General features: G+C 39.0%; 20 protein-coding genes. 10 read left to right on the top strand and 10 right to left on the bottom strand.

Going from position 1 to position 22,230, the window contains the following annotated elements; all coding sequences use genetic code 11:
- The first annotated feature begins 54 nt into the window (after window positions 1-54).
- A complete protein-coding gene (locus ACXYSN_RS07530; RefSeq protein WP_458636651.1) occupies window positions 55-1,242 on the top strand; it encodes a hypothetical protein in 1,188 nt (395 codons plus the stop codon).
- On the top strand, window positions 1,239-2,426 hold the full coding sequence (locus tag ACXYSN_RS07535; RefSeq protein WP_458636652.1) for an Mbeg1-like protein: 1,188 nt from the start codon (window positions 1,239-1,241) through the stop codon (window positions 2,424-2,426). The genes ACXYSN_RS07530 and ACXYSN_RS07535 overlap by 4 nt, the downstream gene beginning before the upstream one ends.
- 87 nt (window positions 2,427-2,513) lie before the next feature.
- On the opposite strand, the gene ACXYSN_RS07540 is transcribed toward ACXYSN_RS07535, so the two are convergent.
- The 6 genes from ACXYSN_RS07540 to ACXYSN_RS07565 form a co-directional block, all read right to left on the bottom strand.
- Window positions 2,514-3,473, bottom strand: coding sequence for a DUF6574 domain-containing protein (locus ACXYSN_RS07540; protein WP_458636653.1), 960 nt, complete (start codon window positions 3,471-3,473; stop codon window positions 2,514-2,516).
- 30 nt (window positions 3,474-3,503) lie between these two features.
- The gene (locus ACXYSN_RS07545; RefSeq protein ID WP_458636654.1) at window positions 3,504-4,451 is read right to left on the bottom strand and encodes a DUF4097 family beta strand repeat-containing protein; all 948 of its coding nucleotides are present in this window, start codon (window positions 4,449-4,451) and stop codon (window positions 3,504-3,506) included.
- Window positions 4,444-5,037, bottom strand: coding sequence for a DUF1700 domain-containing protein (locus ACXYSN_RS07550; RefSeq protein ID WP_458636655.1), 594 nt, complete (start codon window positions 5,035-5,037; stop codon window positions 4,444-4,446). The genes ACXYSN_RS07545 and ACXYSN_RS07550 overlap by 8 nt, the downstream gene beginning before the upstream one ends.
- Entirely contained in the window at window positions 5,024-5,350 is a 327-nt protein-coding gene (locus ACXYSN_RS07555; protein ID WP_458636656.1) for a PadR family transcriptional regulator, read from the bottom strand. Before ACXYSN_RS07555 ends, ACXYSN_RS07550 begins: the two co-directional genes overlap by 14 nt.
- A gap of 160 nt (window positions 5,351-5,510) precedes the next feature.
- Window positions 5,511-8,420 carry a DUF2971 domain-containing protein gene (locus tag ACXYSN_RS07560; protein ID WP_458636657.1) on the bottom strand — a complete coding sequence of 970 codons (2,910 nt, stop codon included), beginning with the start codon at window positions 8,418-8,420 and terminating at the stop codon, window positions 5,511-5,513.
- A gap of 204 nt (window positions 8,421-8,624) precedes the next feature.
- Complete coding sequence (locus ACXYSN_RS07565) at window positions 8,625-9,791, bottom strand: CynX/NimT family MFS transporter (RefSeq protein ID WP_458636658.1); 1,167 nt, start codon at window positions 9,789-9,791, stop codon at window positions 8,625-8,627.
- Between the two features lie 217 nt (window positions 9,792-10,008).
- On the opposite strand from ACXYSN_RS07565, the gene ACXYSN_RS07570 reads away from it, so the two are divergent.
- From ACXYSN_RS07570 to ACXYSN_RS07585, 4 genes are all read left to right on the top strand, one after another.
- Window positions 10,009-11,043 (top strand): glycosyltransferase family 2 protein, encoded by a 1,035-nt coding sequence (locus ACXYSN_RS07570; RefSeq protein ID WP_235083634.1) that lies wholly within the window; start codon window positions 10,009-10,011, stop codon window positions 11,041-11,043.
- Window positions 11,044-11,091: 48 nt separating this feature from the next.
- Entirely contained in the window at window positions 11,092-12,942 is a 1,851-nt protein-coding gene (locus ACXYSN_RS07575) for a polysaccharide biosynthesis protein (protein ID WP_458636659.1), read from the top strand.
- 151 nt (window positions 12,943-13,093) lie between these two features.
- Entirely contained in the window at window positions 13,094-13,447 is a 354-nt protein-coding gene (locus ACXYSN_RS07580; RefSeq protein WP_235083636.1) for a DUF805 domain-containing protein, read from the top strand.
- Between the two features lie 173 nt (window positions 13,448-13,620).
- Window positions 13,621-14,085: a DUF805 domain-containing protein gene (locus tag ACXYSN_RS07585; protein WP_458636660.1), complete on the top strand. Its 465-nt coding sequence runs from the start codon at window positions 13,621-13,623 to the stop codon at window positions 14,083-14,085.
- 104 nt (window positions 14,086-14,189) lie between these two features.
- On the opposite strand, the gene ACXYSN_RS07590 is transcribed toward ACXYSN_RS07585, so the two are convergent.
- Genes ACXYSN_RS07590 through sdaAB form a run of 3 tightly spaced genes read right to left on the bottom strand, consistent with a single transcriptional unit; the run spans window position 14,190 to window position 16,397 of the window.
- Window positions 14,190-14,822: an HAD hydrolase-like protein gene (locus ACXYSN_RS07590; RefSeq protein ID WP_458636661.1), complete on the bottom strand. Its 633-nt coding sequence runs from the start codon at window positions 14,820-14,822 to the stop codon at window positions 14,190-14,192.
- 22 nt (window positions 14,823-14,844) lie between these two features.
- Window positions 14,845-15,717: an L-serine ammonia-lyase, iron-sulfur-dependent, subunit alpha gene (sdaAA, locus tag ACXYSN_RS07595; protein ID WP_458636662.1), complete on the bottom strand. Its 873-nt coding sequence runs from the start codon at window positions 15,715-15,717 to the stop codon at window positions 14,845-14,847.
- A gap of 8 nt (window positions 15,718-15,725) precedes the next feature.
- On the bottom strand, window positions 15,726-16,397 hold the full coding sequence (gene sdaAB / locus ACXYSN_RS07600; RefSeq protein WP_049526542.1) for an L-serine ammonia-lyase, iron-sulfur-dependent subunit beta: 672 nt from the start codon (window positions 16,395-16,397) through the stop codon (window positions 15,726-15,728).
- Window positions 16,398-16,638: 241 nt separating this feature from the next.
- Between sdaAB and apf the strand changes: the two genes are divergently transcribed.
- The gene (gene apf / locus ACXYSN_RS07605; protein WP_006151064.1) at window positions 16,639-17,256 is read left to right on the top strand and encodes an aggregation-promoting factor; all 618 of its coding nucleotides are present in this window, start codon (window positions 16,639-16,641) and stop codon (window positions 17,254-17,256) included.
- Between the two features lie 158 nt (window positions 17,257-17,414).
- On the opposite strand, the gene ACXYSN_RS07610 is transcribed toward apf, so the two are convergent.
- Window positions 17,415-18,212, bottom strand: a complete 798-nt coding sequence (locus tag ACXYSN_RS07610; RefSeq protein WP_458636663.1) for a hypothetical protein — start codon at window positions 18,210-18,212, stop codon at window positions 17,415-17,417.
- Window positions 18,213-18,516: 304 nt separating this feature from the next.
- Here ACXYSN_RS07610 and mnmA point away from each other — a divergent pair, with 304 nt between their 5' ends.
- From mnmA to mnmG, 3 genes are all read left to right on the top strand, one after another.
- A complete protein-coding gene (gene mnmA / locus ACXYSN_RS07615) occupies window positions 18,517-19,638 on the top strand; it encodes a tRNA 2-thiouridine(34) synthase MnmA (protein WP_235083642.1) in 1,122 nt (373 codons plus the stop codon).
- A 137-nt stretch (window positions 19,639-19,775) separates the two neighbouring features.
- Window positions 19,776-20,231: an NUDIX hydrolase gene (locus ACXYSN_RS07620; protein WP_458636664.1), complete on the top strand. Its 456-nt coding sequence runs from the start codon at window positions 19,776-19,778 to the stop codon at window positions 20,229-20,231.
- An 8-nt stretch (window positions 20,232-20,239) separates the two neighbouring features.
- A complete protein-coding gene (mnmG, locus tag ACXYSN_RS07625; RefSeq protein ID WP_458636665.1) occupies window positions 20,240-22,156 on the top strand; it encodes a tRNA uridine-5-carboxymethylaminomethyl(34) synthesis enzyme MnmG in 1,917 nt (638 codons plus the stop codon).
- The last annotated feature ends 74 nt before the right edge of the window (window positions 22,157-22,230 follow it).

Here is a 22,230-nt window from a genome sequence, read left to right on the forward strand (position 1 = left end):
CACGGGAAAGCATCCCGCTCACTACTTATCTTTTTTTGACAGTAAATAAAGCAAATGATTAAAGAAACTAGATTATTAGTATACTTGACAAGTATTGTATTTAATGCAGAAATAATGCGATACGGAAGTGTAGTTTTTGAAGATAAAGTTGTAAAAAAACTTGCCTCGATTGATGAGAATGCTTCGTGGGTAAATGGCTTACAAGCCGTAGCTTATGAAACGGAAGGTGAGGATACTATCTATATCGTTGTCAGAGGGGCTGATGTAGGGATTGGGAAAAAACTCTTTCGCAAGACGGGAGCTGATGCTCGTTTCATCCCCAAGGTAAATGACGAAGATAGTTTCAAAACGATTTTTCAAGACTGGATTTATAGCTCGACTCTAGGTAGTATGGGCTTGGTCCACCTGTATCAGTATGATAGTCTTCAAGGGTTTTATCATTCCTTGAGAAAGAAGTATCCCCACAAACGCTTTGTAGTTTCAGGTGTATCTTTGGGAGGTTTGCTTGCCCAACGCTTATATATCTTTGAGGATGGGATAGAGAGATGTCTAACATTTTCTGCGACTTCCCCTTGGTGGACCTTTAATCGACGTAGCCAAGAGATTTTGAAAGAGTCTCATTTTTTAAAGAATGATGATAGTCTCATAAACTTCTATTCCAATCATGACCCATTCCGTTTTTTACCTTTGTTTAAAAGACACCTGGGTCAACAAAAGAATGTGCTTTTACAACCTTTCCAATCTCGCTCAAACTTTTTTGCAACCGTGATTGAAAGAATGTACTGGGCACATATCCCCAATTATTATACCTACACAGATACAGGAAAAGTAAGGCAGAAAGAAGATCGTTCAAAAATACAGAAATGGAATAACTGGTTAAACAGCAAAGCAAGTTATTCAAAATTAGTGAACATTGCAGTTTTAGTGATGAGTGTCTTATTAGCGCTTGTACTAGCCCTTGTTGTCCCAATTTTGAATACTTACGAAGTCCTTTCTCCAATATATACTCTAGAAGCATCCTTTGGAATATTCTTTTCACTTGTTAGTGGACTCTTGTTTTTCTTTTTTTTAATTCCAACTTTATTAGTAAAAACCAACTGGAAGTATCTGATGTTTCTGTTGAATTTGGCAATGTTATGGTTTGCTCCATTTTGGGTATTGTTACTTGCGTTAAGTATTATTTTTGAATCCATTTCGAATAAGGAAGAGAACAGTAATAAAAGAATAGGGAGAGTAGAATGAGGAACATCATTGATTATGCTCAGGGGTTGAAAACATACTCATTTGACAAAGTCTTTTTTAAAGATTTAGATGTCCTTGCATTGACAGAAGTAGCCTATTTACCTTTTGAGCAAATTGTTACGGACGACGAGATATCATTAGAGAAAATATCGCAGCATTACACTGCAATCAATGGCGACAAGGGAGAAATTTTATCGGTTATCACAACTCCAAGGATCGAACTCCTAGGAATTCTTGGAAGCAGTGAGCGATACGGGGCTATCGAAGCTTTCGATTTTATTAATAAAATTGATTCGAAGATTGATCGTCAATTTTCAGCTATAACTTATCGTCTCGAAGATGAAAAATATTTGGTTGTTTTTCGAGGGACAGATGAGAATCTAGTTGGTTGGAAAGAAGATTTCCATATGACCTTTATGCATGAGGTTCCAGCCCAACAGTCTGCCCATCAATATTTAGAGAAGCGGATGACGGAGTTTCCTGGAGAGTATATTGTGTCTGGTCATTCTAAGGGTGGTAATCTTGCGATTTATGCCTGCTCAAAACTTGACGAAGAAAAACAAAAGGCTGTTACAGGGATTTATGCATTTGATGCTCCGGGCCTTCATGAGTCCCTTTTGGAATCAGAAGGATTTCTCCGAATAAAAGATAGAATCGCCTCCTACATTCCTCAAGACTCAATGGTGAGCGTCTTATTGGAGCCACCGGTGAATTCACAAGTTGTCAAGAGTAACGCCATTTTGCTTCTTCAACACGATACTTTCTCTTGGGAGGTGGGACAATTAGACTTTGTCCAAGTTGAAAATCAATCTCAGCTTAGTATCCATGCCGACAAGGTCATTTCGAGTTGGTTAGAAAACATGACTAATGATGAAAAGCAAGAGTTTTCAGATGTTATCTTTGATGTCTTTTTGGAATCAGGCATCAACAAATTTGCAGACATAACTGTTGATACTCCGAAGAAGATTATCAACATTGTTAATAATATGACTCGTCTAACATCTGAACAAAAGAAGATGACGATACAAGTTTTCTTCAAACTATTCAATGCTCAATTTGATGTTTTTAAGAGTTATCTTCCAAAGCCCATTCAGAAGGTCGAAGGCAAAGTGGAACATTTTGCCAAAAGTGCATTTTCGAATATTACAGGAGTTTTCAACAAGTCTAAACGAAAAGGCAAATAGCTCTTTTGTGAAACTTCAAGACAGATCATAAGGTATGGTCCAAACAAGAAAAAAATCCCAGCTATTTTTAGGTAGCTGGGATTTTATTTATAGGAAAGCAAGGATTCGAAGATAGTCGAAAACAAGTGTCATTTCTGCTAGGAAAAAGATAAATAGGACACCTCCGTTGACCAAGAAAGCCAAGAGAAGGCGATAGAAGGAATCAGTTTGACTGTCCTTGCTAGGTCTTGAAATGATATAGAGGTTACCAAGTAGAACCATGCCCATACTAATGAGGCAGAGAAGAGCCGCAAAGCGTAGACCGTTAAAGAAGGCAAAGAAGCTAGCAATACCTGTCAAGAGAATTGGGATAGCCAAGAGTTTGCTATGTACTTGAAAGGCTCTTTCCAATGTCCAATCACTGTCCTGATCGACAAAACGTTTGACTACAAATCCACCCATGAGGATAGAGAAGAAGAACAAACTTGTCGCTACCAGGATGGAGAAGATAGAAAAGAGATTTAGTGAAGGGAGATGCTGGAGAGCTTTAGAGTCGATGGCTGCCATGCGGCCGTAGTATCCTTGCTTGGCGTGATAAACTGTAAAGAGGAAACTCGTGGCAGAAAAGATGGTTAGGAGCGCAAAAGCAGTGTAACTGTGTTTTTTATCTGTATCAAACCTTGCTGTCGGTTCTTTAAGGGCACCTTGTAACCAAATCCAAAAGTCAGCTAGTTCTTCTTTGAAGATTACCGTTTTTGTAGGTACAGGATCTGGGACAAATGGACTTTCCAAAGATTTGCTAGGCTGAGGTGCTTCTTTGACAGGCTCTTCTGACTGGTCTGTCTTTGTTGCCAGTTTATCTTCAGCTTCTTCTTGTTCTTCAGTCTCTACTTTTTCTAAATCAGCATCCTGTTCTTCGGGCTTGTCTTGAGGATTTTCTTCAACTACTGCCAACTCTTCTTTTTCTTTTAGTTCTTCCACGGGAATGACTGGGTCAGATGGACTTTCTTTTTTATCATTGTTGGCTGTTTTCTCGAAATCAGCACTTTCAAACCATTCTTGAGTCATGATGAGACCTCCCTTTTGATTAGTAACTTTTTATTCATGATTTCTATAAGAAGGCGAGCGAACATCCTCTTTTGGTAGATTGATGTCTCGACCAGCTTTTGCGACAAGTAAATCTTGTGTATCTTTTTTCTCTGATTTGTAAGGATTAGAGAACTCTTCATCTTCCTTATTTTCCTCGTTTGGATTATATCCTTCCCGACTACGATGATAGATGGAACCATGGTCAGAAGAAAGATCTAGATTGATTCTGTCAAATTCTTTTTGGGTTAGCTTTAGGGTCATATCTTTTTCTGTCTCTAATTCCACTCTGCCATGGATTTGGATGTCGTCAGCAGAGATATGTTCATGTTCTGCTTGGATGTGGCTGTCAGTCAGACTGGTTTCAAATACATTGACAATTCCAGCTGTGGTTAGTTGGCTATTTTTAATCTCGCTATCAGTGATCCGAAGAAGATAGCCATTTGACTGAATCTTAGCATTACTGATTTTTGCATCGGCAATCGAAAGGATACGATGGTCAACCTGAGCTGTAAGATTTTTTAAGTCCTTTCCTCTTGGTAATGAGAGAACAACTTCATCATTGCGACTAGAAACTCCGCTTACGATAAAGAGGATACCCTGGATACTAGAACCAACAGAAGGATGTGTAGTTGACTTGGTGTCGGAAATCTCAAGAGTTTTTTCTTTGCTAGAATGTTGAAGATTCTCTTTTTCAGAGATGGTTGGATGATACTGGATGTGAATCTTATCATCGTTTGACTCCGTAATAACTAGAGAATGTTGTGTTAGTGAGATGTTAAGATTTTCGATATCTTGATCAAATGTGAGCTCTTCCATTCGACTCTCAAAGACTGGATTTTGAGACATTGCAAGGAGGCTTCTGACACCATCGGTTTGGATGCCGATGATCATCATGGTAAAACCGATGATACTAGTAACAACACCAAAGATAAGAAATCCTTTTGTTAATTTACGCATGACTTTCACCTCTCTTTCCTCTATTAAGAATCCACTGAATGAGTCGAAGGATTAGTATTCCAAAGAAACGGGTCACATAGGAAGTTGCTAGCAAAACTAGGGACGAAGCTCCGATTGCCAGTAAACCTCCACCAAAAATCAGCATAAAGGCAGATGTAGATTCAGCCAGAACGTAGAAGCTTTCAAATAGGAGGACAGCTCCGAGCACCATTCCAGCTGCCGATACAGCAAAGAAGGTTAAAAGTATACTAATCGCAGCGATAAAAATCCCGATGATAACCATGAGGAAACCAATTGCTACAGGGATACCGATAGGAGCCGCAAGAAGTGCTAGGATAGCGATTTGTATCACTTGACGGTTATTCTTACTTGAATTTTCTTCGTTGATTTTTTTATCGAGAAGTGTTGTCAAAATATCATGGGCAGCTTCTTTAGGACTACCCAGGCTAGCTATGAGGTCTTCCTCACCTTCTGGACCAGCATCATCAAAGAGTTCTTTGAAGTAGTCCATGGCTTCGGTACGATCAGCTTGAGGAAGCTTCATCAGATAGGCTTCAAGCTGATTCAAATATTCAGTTCTTGTCATGGCGAATGCTCCCTTCTATAATGCCGTTGATAGTGTCAGTGTAGAGTGTCCATTCTTCTCGAATGACAAACAGTTGCTCCTCGCCAATTTTTGTCAAGGAGTAGTACTTGCGCATCCGACCTTGGTATTCGCGAGAGTATGTAGTCAGATAGCGATTAGTATCCAGTTTTTTCAGGATGGGGTAGAGAGTAGATTCCTTAATTTTGGCAATGAGTTTAATGGTTTGGCTAATTTCATAACCATAGGAATCCCCTTGTTCTAGAATGGCCAAGATGAGAAATTCAATCAAGGCCGATGATGTTGGAAAATACATGGGGCACCTCCTTTTTTAGTATGTAAAAATTTTATATATAATTATTCTACACATACATCATACATCTAAATGGAAACGCTGTCAAGTAATATGTATAAAAATTTTACATATAAAAAATCTTCCAGCAAAAATTAGAAGATTAGAGGATTTTCTGAGAAATTTATCTGAATTTTATCGTAGATTTTTTATATTTGATATCATTATCCAATAGCTTCAGTAAAGGTGTTATATATTCTGGATTTGGAAACTTAGGACCAAAAATTACCTCCTCAATTTGAATTGGATTATCCCGTTCTACATAAAGTTTACCGATTCCAGATTCTTTATCAATTTTTATTTTATCGTTACTTGGGTCTAGATTAGCATAGCGTAAGATACGAAGTTCGTTTTCATATTTGTAATCTACAGATTTAAATAAGTAACGAATTTCTTCGATACATTCAGAGATAGCATCTTGAAAATTATTGCTTGTGATTTTTGAACCACTACCTAGTTGTCCCTTTAAATTCTTCAACATTTTTGCTAAATCTTCTATTTCGGACTTATCAAATAGTTCGGTTTGTTCAAGTTCTATATCTTTATCTATATTCTTAACATAGGCAATTCGGTAGAGATAATCACGATTCCCTTTTGGTGCATTCTCGTTTTTTTCAGATTTCGATCTTTTTTCTTCCTCTTTAGTAGCTACAGTTGGTTTAATATTATTTAATTCATTCATTGGCTCTACTAAGGGGATCCCCTCTTTACGCCAAGAAACATCATTGAAGGAAGTAAATCTAGAAAAATCATTTTCACGAAGTATCAGACAAACGCCTTTAGCATCATCACCATATTGTGACCACATGGCTAGATCATCTGTTTTGTTTGTAAAACTCATTAAAAACCATGAGCTTGGTTCCAAAACCTCTCGTCTATCTAAGCCCAATATCTGTTCTATCACGATTCCTTCTTCAGGATCATTCATATAATTAGCATTATACAAGCGAGTTTTCCCAGATACTGAAAAATCCTTCTTATCATCCTCCCCTTGATCTAACATAATTTGGAAAGTACTTCCCTTGGTGTAGTGGCCAAATTTAAGCATCTGATTTTTATCTTCGTCTTTTAGTCCCAGTTGATACTTAATTTTTTGAACAAGTTGATAAATTGATAGCAAAGTTTTGAGTTCATCAGAATTTTCATCATAAGACTTTACCCAATTTTCTAAGATTGCATATTTAGTGTTCTTTAAAAGTCCCTCTTTTAAGATGAAATTGAATAGTTTGAATTCCTCACTGTCACAAACATTATCATTATGGAAAAAAAGATCATCAAAATGTTGTAACATAAATTTGGAAAATTGTTCATAGAGATTTTTAATTATTTCTGTGGTTTGAAGACGTTCACCTAACTCTGCTTGATGAACTGGTAAACCTGCTAAGGACATAGAATATATAAAAGCAATTATTTCAGATTTTTGGAATTGTTGTTGCAAGATTTGTAACTTCTCAACAGTAGTTTCTAGTTCTTTTAACTCAGTCTGTTTGAGTGATACATTGAATAGGAACATAGCAAATGCTTCAGCAATAGGCAGAGAGTCAGAGAATTTTTCATGAAGTTTTTCTAATTTCTCGGCAGTTCTCTCCAATTCTTTTAACTCAGTCTGTTTGAGTGATACATTGAATAAGATCTTAGCAAATGCTTCAGCAATAAGTTGAGAATCGGAGAAATTTTCATGAAGTTTTTCTAATTTCTCGGCAGTTCTCTCCAATTCTTTTAACTCAGTCTGCTTGGTTGATACATTGAATAGGAACATAGCAAATGTTTCAGCAATAAGTTGAGAGTCAGAGAATTTTTCAAGAAGCTTTTGTAACCTCTCAGAAATCCTCTCCAGTTGATTAGCTTCAGTTTGCTCGATTGATAAATTAAATAATATATTAGCAAATGCTTCAGCAATAGGCAGAGAGTTAGAGAATTTTTCAAGAAGCTTTTGTAACTTCTCAACAGTAGTTTCTAGTTCTTTTAACTCAGTCTGTTCGGTTGATAAATTAACTAAAATCTTGGCATATGCCAAAGCCATATCAGGGGAATCATGGAATTGTTGTTGCAAGATTTGTAACTTCTCAACAGTAGTTTCTAGTTCTTTTAACTCAGTCTGTTTGAGTGATACATTGAATAGGAGCATAGCAAATGCTTCAGCAATAAGTTGAGATTCGGAGAAATTTTCATGAAGTTTTTCTAATTTCTCGGCAGTTCTCTCCAATTCTTTTAACTCAGTCTGCTTGGTTGATACATTGAATAGGAACATAGCAAATGTTTCAGCAATAAGTTGAGAGTCAGAGAATTTTTCAAGAAGTTTTTGTAACCTCTCAGAAATCCTCTCCAGTTGATTAGCTTCAGTTTGCTCGATTGATAAATTAAATAATATATTAGCAAATGCTTCAGCAATAAGTTGAGAATCGGAGAAATTTTCATGAAGTCTTTCTAATTTTTCAGCAGTCTTCTTAAGTTCATCGGCTTTAGTTTGTTTGAGTGATACATTGGATAAGATCTTAGCATATAGCAAAGCTATATCCGAGGAATCATGGAAATGTTGTTGCAAGATTTGTAATTTCTCGACAGTCCTCTCCAGCTCTTTTAATTTAGTTTGTTTTAGTGATAGATTGAATAGGAACATAGCAAATGCTTTAGCAATAAGTTGAGAGTCAGAGAAATTTTCATGAAGTTTTTCTAATTTCTCGGCAGTTCTCTCCAATTCTTTTAACTCAGTCTGTTTGAGTGATACATTGAATAAGATCTTAGCAAATGCTTCAGCAATAAGTTGAGATTCAGAGAAATTTTCATGAAGTCTTTCTAATTTTTCAGCAGTCTTCTTAAGTTCATCGACTTTAGTCTGTTTGAGTGATACATTGGATAAGATCTTAGCATAAAAACCCCCAATGTCTTCTGATTTAGGGTATTGCTCATAAATAATTCTTGCCTTTTCAGCTAGAGCTTCACAAGTATCTTTATCTTTTTCCTTAGCTGATAAATCAACGAATTTGTCTAACGTTTCTATAGCCCGTTCAAAATAGTTTTTCTGATCATCCATACTATACCCCTCGCTTTTAACAGTAAATATTGGTAGTTAAACTAATATATATTTTTACAATTAGTTTCTATATATTTTATTATATCAAAAACGAGGTTATTCTACTAGCATATCTATGACGATTCTATATCACTAATCATCAAAAAAACCAGACTCAGTCTGGCTTTCAAAGTGTGTTTATTTGTGGTAACTTCTAAAAACTTTCTAGAGGATTTTATCCGCTCGATCCACCATAAAGAGGGCAGTTGTCATGATGATATCAATAACTAGAAGAGCCAATACCGCTGGAACCCAAGAATGGAACATATCAAAGCTGTAGCCAAATAGAGTTGGCCCAAAGGCGGCTAGAATGTAACCACCGGTCTGGGCAAGTCCAGATAATTGAGCTGTCTTTTCAGGAGAACTGGTTTTGATGGAGAAACAGACCATGAGATAAGGAAAAAGAGCACTGCAGGCTGTACCAATCAAGAGTTGCGCCACCAGCCAGTATAAGAAACTGTTGCTTGGGTATAAAAGCATGGCGATTCCTAACATACCAGCCAGAGAGATGACTGTTAACATGATTTGACGGTGACGATTAGACAGACGCGTCGTTAAACTTGGAATGGTCATCGAGAAGGGAATGCTAATTAGTGAGAAGATTGAAGCCAGTAGACCAGCATCTGTATGAGACAGTCCGGCACTGATTGTCATGGTTGGTAACCAGGTCATGCAGGTATAGAAGAGTAAGGACTGAAGCCCCCCAAATACAATAATAGCCCAAACTTGCTTGTTTTTTAAGATATTTTCTTTCGCTTGTTTTTTCTCATGTCCTTCTAAGAAATGATTGTGACCATGGTTGGGGAACCAGACCAATAAGGTTAGTAGACAGACCAAGGATAAGCAGAGAATCAAGCCTTTCCAGGATGTTGCCTGAGTAATGGGGACTGAGAGATAGGAAGCAAGAGCAGTGGCAATTCCCATAGTCGTCACATAAATCGTTGTCAGGAAGCTAATCTTTTGTGGGTAGTTTGCCTGAATGACACTAGGAAGAAGTACGTTGAAAATAGCGATACTTGCTCCGATAAGTAAGGTTCCCAGATAAAGCAGAGGGAGATTGAAGATACGAATCACTGAACCGACGGTCAAGACGATAAGACTATAGGTGAAAAGATGCTCGAGTTCAATCTTTTGAGCCAAGCGGCTAGCAAAAGAGGAGAAGAGGGCGAACATCAAGAGAGGAAGACTCGTCAAAATACCAAGCGAGCTGACCTCAACTCCTAAACCTTGGGCGATATCTCCTAAAATAGTTGGTAAGGCAGTAAAAGGAGATCTTAAGACTGCCCCAATTAAGATGATTCCTAGAATAAAAAAGAGTGATCGTTTTTTCATGTGAACCTCAACAAACTGATTTTGATAACAGCTTATTTTAAGGCTTTTTCTTATAGATGTCAAGATAGAGTGAGGAAATCCACTACTTAGAGAATTGAAATCATTGAAAAAAGAAAGATAGATAGATTTACTAGTTTTTTTCTGCAATTCAAATAAAAATAGGAAAGTCTGGGAATTTGTGATAAAATAGTGAAAGAAAATATTTAGGAGACTATAAGTGATTCAACAAATCGATAATTTAATCGTCTCTATTGTGATTAGTGCTTATAATGAAGAGAAGTACTTACCAGGCTTAATTGAAGATTTAAAAAGACAGACATACAGTAAAGAAAATATTGAAATTCTATTTATTAATGCAATGTCTACTGATAAGACAACCGATATTATTCAGAGATTCATCTCTGAGGATACTGAATTTAGGTCAATTAGATTGTATGATAACCCTAAAAAGAATCAAGCAAGTGGTTTTAATTTAGGGATTAAGAACTCTAATGGAGACGTTGTTTTGAAGATTGATGCGCATTCCAAAGTCACAGAGGATTTTGTGAAGAATAATGTTGAACTCATCAATCAAGGGGAATATGTCTGTGGGGGGCCTAGACCAACGCTTGTTGAAGATGAGGGTAAATGGTCAGAAGCTTTACATATTGTTGAAGAAAATATGTTTGGAAGCAGCATCGCAGATTATCGAAACAGCTCTCAAGACAGATATGTTTCTTCTATTTTTCATGGTATGTACCGTCGAGGAGTTTTTGAGCAAGCTGGTTTAGTCGATGAACAACTCGGAAGAACGGAAGATAATGAGCTTCATTATCGTATCAGAAAACACGGATATAAGATAAGATTTAGTCCCAATGTTTTATCTTATCAATATATTCGCCCAACATTTAAAAAGATGCTCCACCAAAAGTATTCAAATGGTCTATGGATTGGATTGACAACTCATGTTAAACCAAGATGCCTATCAATCTTTCATTATGTTCCCTTTGCTTTTGTGTTAAGCATTTTTGTAGGTGCTATGTTACTACCTTTTTCACCATTGTTTTTAGTGCTTCTTTTTGCAGTATATAGCCTACTTGTAACATCTTTGACGATACTTGCTTTATTGAAACATAAAAACGAAGTATTATTGTTAATGCCTGCTATGTTATTTTCAATCCATTTTGCCTATGGGATAGGAACATTGGTTGGGTTAATCAAAGGTTTCAAATGGAAAAAAAGTTACAGCTACGACATTCAATATTTAAGTTGAGAATACTCTCATACCAAAAATTTCTCTGTGTAGGAGGATACCATTCACATGAATAAAAAAATGACAGATTATATAATTGATCTGGTTGAAGTATTAAATAAACAACAGAAACAAATTTTTTGGGGATTTTTTGATATTGCCAGTATGGTCTTATCAATTATTGTTTCCTATATTCTATTTTATGGATTAATCAATCCAGCCCCGGTAGACTATGTCATTTACACAGGTCTAACCTTCCTTTTCTACCAACTGATGATTGGATTCTGGGGTCTTAATGCTAGTATTAGTCGATACAGCAAGATTACAGATTTCATGAAGATTTTCTTCGGAGTAACCATCAGTAGTATTTTATCTTATATTATTTGCTATGCTTTCTTACCACTCTTTTCTGTCCGTTTTATCGTACTCTTTATCCTATTAACAACCTTCTTGATTCTACTTCCTCGTATCACTTGGCAGTTGATTTACTCAAGACGTAAAAAGGGTAATGGAGAAGGAGAACACCGCCGTACCTTCTTGATTGGTGCCGGAGATGGTGGTGCGCTCTTTATGAACAGTTACCAGCATCCTACCAGTGACCTTGAATTGGTCGGGATTCTGGATAATGACGAAAAGAAAAAAGGTCAAAAGCTTGGGAAAATCCCAGTCTTGGGTTCTTATGATGACCTGCCAGAATTGGCTAAACGCTACAGAGTTGAAAAAGTTATCGTTGCGATTCCGTCTCTAGATCCATCTGAGTATGAACGCATTCTGCAAATGTGTAACCATATCGGCTTGAAATGCTATAAGATGCCTATGATTGAGTCAGTCGTGCAAGGTATTCAGCCTCCAATTGGTGGTTTCCAGAAGATTGATATCACAGACCTTTTGGGACGTAAAGAGATTCGACTTGATGAATCACGTCTAGGATCTGAAATCACTGGTAAAACGATTCTGGTGACTGGTGCTGGAGGATCAATCGGTTCAGAAATCTGTCGTCAGGTTAGTCGTTTCAATCCTGAACGTGTCATTCTGCTCGGTCATGGAGAAAACTCTATTTATCTTATTTACCATGAATTGATTCGCAAGTTCCAGGAAATTGATTTTGTTCCTGTCATTGCTGATATTCAAGATTACGATCGTTTGCTTCAAGTTTTTGAGCAGTACGAACCAGCTATTGTTTACCATGCTGCAGCCCATAAACATGTTCCGATGATGGAGCGTAATCCAAAAGAAGCCTTCAAGAATAACATCCTTGGAACTTATAATGTTGCTAAGGCAGTTGACGCTGCTCGAGTTCCAAAAATGGTCATGATTTCGACAGATAAGGCCGTTAATCCACCAAACGTAATGGGAGCAACTAAACGTGTTGCTGAGTTGATTGTGACTGGATTTAATCAACGTAGCCAATCAACCTACTGTGCGGTTCGTTTCGGTAATGTACTTGGTAGTCGTGGTAGTGTGATTCCTGTCTTTGAACGTCAGATTGCTGAAGGCGGACCTGTAACGGTGACAGACTTCCGCATGACTCGTTACTTCATGACCATTCCAGAAGCTAGTCGTTTGGTGATTCATGCGGGTGCTTATGCCAAAGATGGGGAAGTCTTTATCCTTGATATGGGCAAACCTGTACGCATTTACGACTTGGCTAAGAAAATGGTTCTACTCAGTGGTCATACTGAAAATGAAATTCCAATCGTAGAAGTAGGGATCCGCCCAGGTGAAAAACTATATGAAGAATTGCTTGTATCAACTGAATTAGTGGACAATCAAGTAATGGACAAGATCTTTGTTGGTAAAGTAAATGTGATGCCTCTTGAAATGATTGATCAGAAGATTGAAGAATTCCGGACTATGCAGGGTGCTGAATTGAAGAGAGCCATTATCAGCTTTGCAAACGAAACAACTCATGCTGACTAAAATAGATAAGATATTATCCGCGACTTCTTTTAGAGAAGGAGCAGATAGTATCTTTTTTAACTTAGAGTGAGCTTCTGTGAATCAGGTGCTTGCTTGTCAAGTGTTTACACTTATGGTAAAATATAACTATAAAAGCAAATAGGAGTATTTTATGATTGACGCAATTAAAAATTTCTTTAAAGGTTATGTAGATTTCTCTGGACGTTCAACACGCCCAGATTACTGGTGGATTTGGTTGGCAAACATTATCCTTTCTATCCCTTTCTACATGGTATACGCTAGTGCAATGGCAAATCCAAATAGCGAAGCTGCTATTATGGCTTTGGGCTTAATCGGATTTGTTTATCTCATTTTTGCTTTGGCACTCTTCTTGCCTGGCCTTGCATTGACAGTTCGTCGTCTACGTGACGCAGGTTTCCACTGGGCACTCATTTTCGTTGCCTTTATTCCATTTGTTGGAGGTATCGCCCTTATGGTGCTACTAGCTATGCCATCAAAGGACTAACGATAAGTTCAACTGTCTGAAGAAAGATACCGGAACGAAGAAGTTTCAATCTTGCATAGGACTTCTTGAATATTATTGAACAATTTGCTAACACTCCCAGGTCTTTTACTAGATTTGGGAGTGTTCTATAACTGTACAGTATCTACTAGTAAAATAAAAAATGGGAGTATCCTATGATTAATGCGTATAAAAATTTTTTTAAGAATTATGCAGAGTTCACTGGGCGTTCGACGCGTCCAGATTTCTGGTGGGTTTGGTTAGGAAACTTCATCCTTTCTATTCCTTTCTGGATCATCTATTTCTACGTTCTATATCTTAGTACTGCGATGGATTCAGTGAGCGATTCAGCCAGCGAAGCTGCTTTCATGTTTTTTGGTTTAGTTGCCATTATTTATGCAGTTTTCTACCTAGCAATCTTAGTGCCAACACTAGCTTTGTCGGTTCGTCGTTTGCGTGATGCTGGATTCCACTGGGCCTTTATCTTCCTTCGCTTCGCCCCAATGGGAGGGATTGCCCTTTTGATCTTGCACGCTATGCCAACAAAAGAAACTAAAGTGGTCAACTATAGTGAACCTCAAGCAGTTAATGTTGAAGAAGTCATCGAGGTGACACCATTTGAAGATTCTGACAAGAACTAAGAGAGTCTAGTTTTCCATCTGAATCTTGTTTGAACTTTTTGTATTTTGTTACCAACAAGTTAAAAAGCACTCCAATTTAATTGGAGTGCTTTTGTTTAGATCTTCTATTGTAGTTGACGTAAAATGTCAGTTGGCTGATGAGCAACCCAGTCAGGTTGATAGGTCATGAGTTCTTCCTCGTCGCCAAACCCCCAAGTAACCGCTAGTTTTCGAATGCTAGTTTCTTGGGCGCCAATCATATCAAACTTGGTGTCTCCGATAATAACCACTTTTTCTGGAGCTAAGTCATGTGTTGTTAAAGCTTGACGAATAACATCTGCCTTGTGCAGGGCTTGAGGACTTGAACCATAGATTCCATCAAAGAATTGATTGATCTCAAAGTTGCTTGTCATATCAATTGCAGTTGGTGTATTCTTCGTCGTAGTGATATAGAGTGGATATTGTTGAGCTAGTTCAGTTAGCAGGTTTTTGATTTGTGGAAAGAGCTGAGCTTCGTAAACTCCCTTTTCTTTATAGTAGGAACGATAAAGCTGGATAGCTGTTTCAACTTGATCTACTGGGAGGCAACTAGCAAAACTTGTTTCCAATGGTGGCCCCATAAAGCCACGGATGGTTTTTGCATCTGGACTAGGGACTCCCAGTTGGTCAAAAGTATAGGTGAACCCATTGTGAATACCGATTGAGCTATCTACAAGGGTTCCATCTAAATCAAAAAAGATGGCTGATAGAGATGACATTGATTCTCCTAGTAATTTGAAATTATTCACCGAAGATTTCTTTTTGAAGGCGACGGCCTGTTGGCGTGGCTGCGAGACCACCCTCGGCGGTTTCACGAAAGGCAGTTGGGAGACTAGAGCCCACTTGGTACATGGCATCAATGACTTCATCAACTGGGATTTTTGATTCGATACCAGCTAAAGCCATATCAGCTGCGATGAAGGCAAAGCTGGCTCCCATAGCATTTCGCTTAACACAAGGAACTTCAACCAAACCTGCAACGGGATCGCAGATAAGACCAAGCATATTTTTGATAACGAAGGCGATGGCCTGGCTCGCTTGATAAGGAGTTCCACCTGCAGCTAGGGTCAGGGCGGCTGCACTCATGGCTGAAGCTGAACCAACTTCGGCTTGACAACCACCTTCGGCACCTGAGATAGAAGCATTGTTCGCAATGACGAGACCAAAAGCACCCGCAGCAAATAAGAAGTCTAGTTGTTGTTCATGAGTTAGACCCAACTTTTGAATAGCAGCTGTGAGGACTGCGGGAAGACAACCGGCACTACCAGCAGTAGGAGTTGCACAGACCAATCCCATCTTGGCATTGTGTTCGTTAACGGCGATAGCGTTACGGGCTGCAGATAGGACAGTGAAGTCAGACAGCGTCTTTCCTTTTTTGATGTAGTGGTCGAGCTTTGCAGCATCACCACCTGTCAAACCGCTACGAGATTTCTTTTCGCTGAGACCGAGTTCAACAGAAGCCTTCATGACTTCAAGATTACGTTCCATGAGTAGAAGAACTTCTTCACGTTTACGCCCAGTTAGCTCAAACTCGGTCGTAATCATGAGTTCAGCAACATTTCCTTGAAAGTCTAAGTCGGCTTGTTCGACTAATTCTTTGATAGAGTAAAACATATTTTCTCCTATTGAAAGAAATTGACATTATGCAAATGAGGAATTTTACGAATTTCTTCGATAGATTCTTCACAGTTGCGGCTATCAACTTCGATAATCATAATGGCTTTCTCACCAGCTTTTTCTCGAGTTACATTCATTTGAGCGATGTTAATATTAAAGCGCGATAAGGCCTCTGTCACATGAGCGATCATACCAGGGACATCCTGATGAACGATGATAATGGTAGGGGTGTTCATGTTGAGAGATACGGCAAAGCCATTTAGTTCTGTCACCTGGATGTTACCACCACCGATTGAGATTCCTGTTACACTGATAGTCTTACGATCGTTCTTCACAGTGATTTTCGTGGTGTTTGGGTGGGGAGCATTACTATCCTTTTGGATAGTCCATACGATTTTGATACCACGTTTGTGGGCAATTTCCAGACTGTTAGGAATTTCAGGGTCATCTGTATCCATTCCTAAGATTCCAGCGACGAGGGCAAGATCGGTCCCATGTCCGCGATAGGTTTTGGCAAAAGAATTGAAAAGTTGGAACTCGACTTCAGTAGGAGTGTCGTCAAAGATTGATGAAACGATTTTTCCGATACGAACAGCTCCTGCTGTATGACTACTAGATGGACCAATCATAACTGGACCAATGATATCAAAGACAGATTGAAAACGAAGTGATTGCATCTGTTTCCCCTTAAAAAGATTCTTAACCTATTATATCAAAGATTAGATTTAAGTGCTTAATTCCGTTCTGAAATCTCAAAAATTGCCAAAAAGCCTTTAATAACGAGGCTTTTGTAACAAAAAAGGCTATTTCTAGGTAAATAAATCACAGTTCTGTAACATTTCTACACAAAATCGTTAACAAATAGTAATAATAGAAGGGTATCATGGTAGTATAAGAAAGAAGGAGAAACTTTTTTAAATGAAATCAAACATTAAAACTAAATTTGCGGGATTAGCAGTAGTACTTGCTTTCCTAGCACCATCATTAACTTTTGCACAAGAATCAAAAACTTACACAGTCAAAGCTGGAGATACTCTCTCAGAAATTGCTGAAACTCACAACACAACAGTTGAAAAATTGGCTAAATTGAACAACATTAAAAACATTCACCTCATCTATGTTGACCAAGTATTGGTTATCGACGGTGAAGCTCCAGCTGCTTCAACTACAACAGAAGCTCCTGTAGCAGAAGTCAAAGAAACTCCAGCAGTTTCTGAGACTGTTGTAGAAGAAACTACATATGAGGCTACTTACAAACCTGCAGCGCCTGTAGTTGAAGAAAGCTATTCAGCTCCAGCTTCAACTGTAAGTGGTTCAGAAGCAGAAGCTAAAGAATGGATCGCCCAAAAAGAATCAGGCGGTAGCTATACAGCTACAAACGGACGTTACATCGGACGTTACCAATTGACAGATTCATACTTGAACGGTGACTATTCAGCAGAAAACCAAGAACGTGTAGCTGACGCTTATGTAGCAGGACGCTATGGTTCATGGACTGAAGCTAAGAACTTCTGGCTTAATAACGGTTGGTACTAAAAAAATAAAAAAAGAGCCTTGAATGGCTCTTTTTGTGTACCTTTTAATGAGAGGCAATTTTTAAGTAATAGTGACGGAAGATTTGTTCAGGTTGATGATTTTACAGAATTTTTCCACCCGAATTAGTAAGTTAAACTGTTTAAATCGCGAATTCTAGTTTAATTATTATGTCTATTAGCCTCTGTCTGAGAACCGGAAGAATTAGAAGATTGATCTCGTGTATCAACGCCATGATTCCCTTCGCTGCCAGTACTATCAGATGAATATTGCTCAGCTGCAGGTGTTTGAGAATTATTTATGCTTTCATATGATTCAGTGTAGGTTGGACTGTAGTTGCTATCTTCTGAATTGTAGGATTCTACTACCTGAGTCTTACTAGCTGTTTCTGTTTCGTTTTGGTTAGATTTTTGTTCTTCTTTTTTAGTCAAGAATTCAACTTGTTTTTGGAATTTAGAAATCAGTTCTTGAATTGGTTTTATTTTCTCTTCAATGGAAGTTTGTTCGTTAGTAGAGTTAATATCTTTAATGATTTCTAGTATTTTTTGTAAAGAAGTGATGCCTGCTTCAAGTGTTTGTTTATCTTGAAACTGGCTATCAGAGTCCTTTATATCTAATTTTAAAGCTTTTTCAGTATAATGCTTTGTGACTTTATCGGCAGTAGAAGTAAGAAAGTCTGTTAGTGTCTTTTTACCCGCATCAGTGGTTGGTTTCAATTCCTGAATCTTTTTCCAATCATCTATTATGCTTTCAGAATCGATGTTGAAGTCTTTAATAGCATTTTTTACTTGTTCAACATCTTGTTGATTTTTTTGTTGTTTGATGAGAGCAATGTTTCCTCTCTCTGCTTGAACATGTTCTTGATGAATGACTAAGGCTGTTAAAAGTCCAAAACCTGCAATAATTATAATAGCAAAAATGGTATTTTTTGATTTTAGTATATCTTTGTAGTTGTTCACAATAGTTCTACGCACGTGGATAAAGGTATATGTATGGAATCATGTGCGCATTCCTCCTCATTACAGTATATCATTTTTAGTTGATTTTAAAAATAAATTTTTAAAGTGAATAGAGGTTTAGGCATGAATTACTTTTTTGAGTTCTTAATTTTATGTATTTACAGAAGAGATTGATAGATTTGTCTCCATCTTCCTTGTCATCTTTTTTAAAGCATGCTATAATGAATCTTGCTCAAGCGACCTTCAATCGTTGAAGCACACACGACCTTCAATCGTGAATAAACGAATAGATGGGAGACTTACCATGAGTGATAACTCTAAAACACGTGTTGTCGTGGGGATGAGTGGTGGTGTCGATTCGTCGGTGACGGCTCTCTTGCTCAAGGAGCAGGGCTACGATGTGATCGGTATCTTCATGAAGAACTGGGATGACACAGATGAAAACGGCGTCTGTACAGCGACCGAAGATTACAAGGATGTGGCTGCGGTGGCAGACCAGATTGGCATTCCTTACTACTCTGTCAATTTTGAAAAAGAGTACTGGGACCGCGTTTTTGAGTATTTCCTAGCGGAATACCGTGCAGGACGCACGCCAAATCCAGACGTTATGTGTAACAAAGAAATCAAGTTTAAGGCCTTTTTGGACTATGCCATGACCTTGGGAGCAGACTATGTAGCAACTGGGCACTATGCTCGAGTGGCGCGTGATGAGGATGGCATCGTTCACATGCTTCGTGGCGTGGATAATGGCAAGGATCAGACCTATTTCCTCAGTCAACTTTCTCAAGAACAACTCCAAAAAACCATGTTCCCACTAGGACATTTGGAAAAACCTGAAGTACGTAAAATAGCTGAAGAAGCTGGACTTGCGACTGCTAAGAAGAAAGACTCGACAGGAATTTGCTTTATCGGAGAAAAGAACTTTAAAGAATTTCTCAGCAACTACCTACCAGCTCAACCTGGTCGAATGATGACTGTGGATGGTCGCGATATGGGCGAGCATGCAGGCCTTATGTACTATACGATTGGTCAGCGTGGCGGACTCGGTATCGGTGGTCAACACGGAGGGGACAATGCCCCTTGGTTCGTTGTTGGCAAAGACCTGAGCCAAAATATCCTCTATGTCGGACAAGGTTTCTATCATGAAGCGCTCATGTCAACAAGCCTAGAAGCCAGTCAAGTCCACTTTACTCGTGACATGCCAGAGGAGTTTACGCTAGAATGTACGGCTAAATTCCGCTACCGTCAGCCTGACTCTAAGGTAACTGTTCATGTTAAAGGAGACAAGGCCGAGGTCATCTTTGCGGAGCCGCAACGCGCCATTACACCAGGACAGGCAGTTGTCTTTTACGATGGTGAAGAGTGTCTCGGTGGTGGTTTGATTGACAATGCCTACCGTGATGGCAAGGTTTGTCAGTACATATAGATTGACAAATTTTCTCAATTTGCTACAATAATAAAAGCAATAGAAATGATGGTCAAAGCTCATGGATGTTGCAGGCTTTTTGTCCTGCACTTCTTTGGAGTTTTGACTGTTTTTGTGTCGTTAAGAAAGGAGGTTACATGCAAGAACAAGATTTTCGGACCAAGTCAAACCAAACAGTTTTTGGTGTAAGAGCGACCGCTTTGATTGTAAAAGACAATCGCTTGTTAGTTGTAGAAGATGAGGATGGTTTTTATACAATTGGAGGTGCCATTCAAGTGGATGAAGCTACTGAAGATGCTGTGGTTCGAGAAGTAAAGGAAGAACTTGGTGTCGCATCTAAAGCTGTTCAGTTAGCTTTCATTGTTGAAAATCGCTTTGAACAAGCTGGAGTCCACTATCATAATATCGAGTTCCATTATTTAGTGGACTTGCTGGAAGATGCACCGTTAACCATGCAAGAAGATGCGAAGCCCTTACCTTGCCGGTGGTTTGCTTTAGATGATCTATATACTGTTAATCTGAAGCCAGCATTTTTAAAAACTACCTTACCAAATTGGGACGGACAATTACGACACATCCATCTTAACGAATAGGAGAGAAGATGACTTATAATTTTACAGAAGAATACGATATTATTGTAATTGGTGCGGGGCATGCAGGGGTGGAAGCATCCCTAGCTGCAAGCCGTATGGGTTGCAAGGTTTTGCTTGCGACTATCAACATTGAAATGCTGGCCTTCATGCCATGTAATCCGTCTATTGGTGGTTCTGCCAAGGGGATTGTAGTGCGTGAAGTTGACGCCCTCGGTGGTGAAATGGCCAAGACCATTGATAAGACTTACATCCAGATGAAGATGCTCAACACTGGGAAAGGACCTGCTGTTCGTGCCCTTCGTGCGCAGGCTGACAAGGAGCTTTACTCTAAGGAAATGCGCAAGACGGTTGAAAATCAAGAGAATCTGACCCTTCGTCAAACCATGATTGATGAGATTTTGGTGGAAGATGGCAAGGTTGTCGGTGTTCGTACAGCCACCCATCAAGAGTATGCTGCCAAGGCTGTTATCGTGACGACAGGAACTGCCCTCCGTGGGGAAATCATCATCGGAGACCTCAAGTACTCATCAGGACCTAACCACAGTCTGGCTTCTATTAACCTCGCTGACAATCTCAAGGAACTTGGGCTTGAAATCGGTCGTTTCAAGACAGGGACACCTCCACGTGTCAAGGCTTCTTCTATCAATTACGATGTGACAGAGATTCAGCCAGGAGATGAAACACCAAATCACTTCTCCTACACTTCACGTGATGAAGATTATGTCAAAGACCAAGTGCCATGTTGGTTGACTTACACCAATGGTACCAGTCATGAGATTATCCAAAACAACCTCCACCGTGCGCCTATGTTCACAGGTGTGGTTAAGGGAGTGGGGCCTCGCTACTGTCCGTCGATTGAGGACAAGATTGTACGTTTTGCAGACAAGGAACGCCACCAACTTTTCCTAGAACCAGAAGGTCGCAATACAGAAGAAGTCTATGTCCAAGGTCTTTCAACCAGTCTACCTGAAGATGTACAGCGTGAGCTAGTTCATTCTATCAAAGGTTTGGAAAATGCAGAAATGATGCGAACTGGCTATGCTATCGAGTATGATATGGTCTTGCCGCATCAATTGCGTGCAACACTTGAAACCAAGAAAATTTCAGGTCTCTTCACTGCTGGACAGACAAATGGAACGTCAGGTTACGAAGAAGCTGCTGGCCAAGGGATTATCGCGGGTATCAATGCGGCTCTGAAAATCCAAGGTAAGCCTGAGTTGATTCTGAAACGAAGCGACGGTTATATCGGAGTGATGATTGACGACTTGGTAACTAAGGGAACCATTGAACCTTACCGTCTCTTGACTAGTCGTGCTGAATACCGCCTCATTCTCCGTCATGACAATGCTGATATGCGTTTGACTGAGATGGGGCGTGAGGTTGGCCTTGTGGATGATGAACGTTGGGCTCATTTTGAGATTAAGAAAAACCAATTTGAAAATGAAATGAAGCGTTTAGACAGCATCAAACTTAAACCAGTCAAGGAAACTAACGCTAAGATTGAAGCAATGGGGTTCAAACCATTGACTGATGCAGTCACTGCCAAGGAGTTCCTCCGTCGCCCAGAAGTCTCTTACCAAGATGTGGTTGCCTTCATCGGACCTGCTGCCGAAGAATTGGATGACAAGATTATCGAATTGATTGAGACAGAAATCAAGTACGAAGGCTACATTTCCAAAGCTATGGATCAGGTTGCCAAGATGAAACGCATGGAAGAAAAACGTATTCCGGTCAACATCGATTGGGATGATATTGACTCTATCGCGACAGAAGCGCGCCAGAAGTTCAAACTCATTAATCCAGAAACCATTGGTCAGGCTAGCCGTATTTCTGGGGTAAACCCAGCAGATATCTCTATTTTGATGGTGTATCTGGAAGGTAAAAATCGTAGCATTTCAAAAAACTTAGAAAAGAAAACTGATTAAAAAGTGCTGAATCCTCTTTTTGAGAATTCAGCTTTTTTAGATTTTTCTCCTTTTTTCGAATGAAGAGAAAAGGA

The organism is Streptococcus sp. V869 (genome assembly GCF_054353515.1).

Bases quoted from the DNA above. Each gene is read 5' to 3' on its own strand.
- ACXYSN_RS07530 (WP_458636651.1), top strand. From the start codon at position 55: ATGATTAAAGAAACTAGATTATTAGTATACTTGACAAGTATTGTATTT.
- ACXYSN_RS07535 (WP_458636652.1), top strand. From the start codon at position 1,239: ATGAGGAACATCATTGATTATGCTCAGGGGTTGAAAACATACTCATTT.
- ACXYSN_RS07540 (WP_458636653.1), bottom strand. From the start codon at position 3,473: ATGACTCAAGAATGGTTTGAAAGTGCTGATTTCGAGAAAACAGCCAAC.
- ACXYSN_RS07545 (WP_458636654.1), bottom strand. From the start codon at position 4,451: ATGCGTAAATTAACAAAAGGATTTCTTATCTTTGGTGTTGTTACTAGT.
- ACXYSN_RS07550 (WP_458636655.1), bottom strand. From the start codon at position 5,037: ATGACAAGAACTGAATATTTGAATCAGCTTGAAGCCTATCTGATGAAG.
- ACXYSN_RS07555 (WP_458636656.1), bottom strand. From the start codon at position 5,350: ATGTATTTTCCAACATCATCGGCCTTGATTGAATTTCTCATCTTGGCC.
- ACXYSN_RS07560 (WP_458636657.1), bottom strand. From the start codon at position 8,420: ATGGATGATCAGAAAAACTATTTTGAACGGGCTATAGAAACGTTAGAC.
- ACXYSN_RS07565 (WP_458636658.1), bottom strand. From the start codon at position 9,791: ATGAAAAAACGATCACTCTTTTTTATTCTAGGAATCATCTTAATTGGG.
- ACXYSN_RS07575 (WP_458636659.1), top strand. From the start codon at position 11,092: ATGAATAAAAAAATGACAGATTATATAATTGATCTGGTTGAAGTATTA.
- ACXYSN_RS07580 (WP_235083636.1), top strand. From the start codon at position 13,094: ATGATTGACGCAATTAAAAATTTCTTTAAAGGTTATGTAGATTTCTCT.
- ACXYSN_RS07585 (WP_458636660.1), top strand. From the start codon at position 13,621: ATGATTAATGCGTATAAAAATTTTTTTAAGAATTATGCAGAGTTCACT.
- ACXYSN_RS07590 (WP_458636661.1), bottom strand. From the start codon at position 14,822: ATGTCATCTCTATCAGCCATCTTTTTTGATTTAGATGGAACCCTTGTA.
- sdaAA (WP_458636662.1), bottom strand. From the start codon at position 15,717: ATGTTTTACTCTATCAAAGAATTAGTCGAACAAGCCGACTTAGACTTT.
- sdaAB (WP_049526542.1), bottom strand. From the start codon at position 16,397: ATGCAATCACTTCGTTTTCAATCTGTCTTTGATATCATTGGTCCAGTT.
- apf (WP_006151064.1), top strand. From the start codon at position 16,639: ATGAAATCAAACATTAAAACTAAATTTGCGGGATTAGCAGTAGTACTT.
- mnmA (WP_235083642.1), top strand. From the start codon at position 18,517: ATGAGTGATAACTCTAAAACACGTGTTGTCGTGGGGATGAGTGGTGGT.
- ACXYSN_RS07620 (WP_458636664.1), top strand. From the start codon at position 19,776: ATGCAAGAACAAGATTTTCGGACCAAGTCAAACCAAACAGTTTTTGGT.
- mnmG (WP_458636665.1), top strand. From the start codon at position 20,240: ATGACTTATAATTTTACAGAAGAATACGATATTATTGTAATTGGTGCG.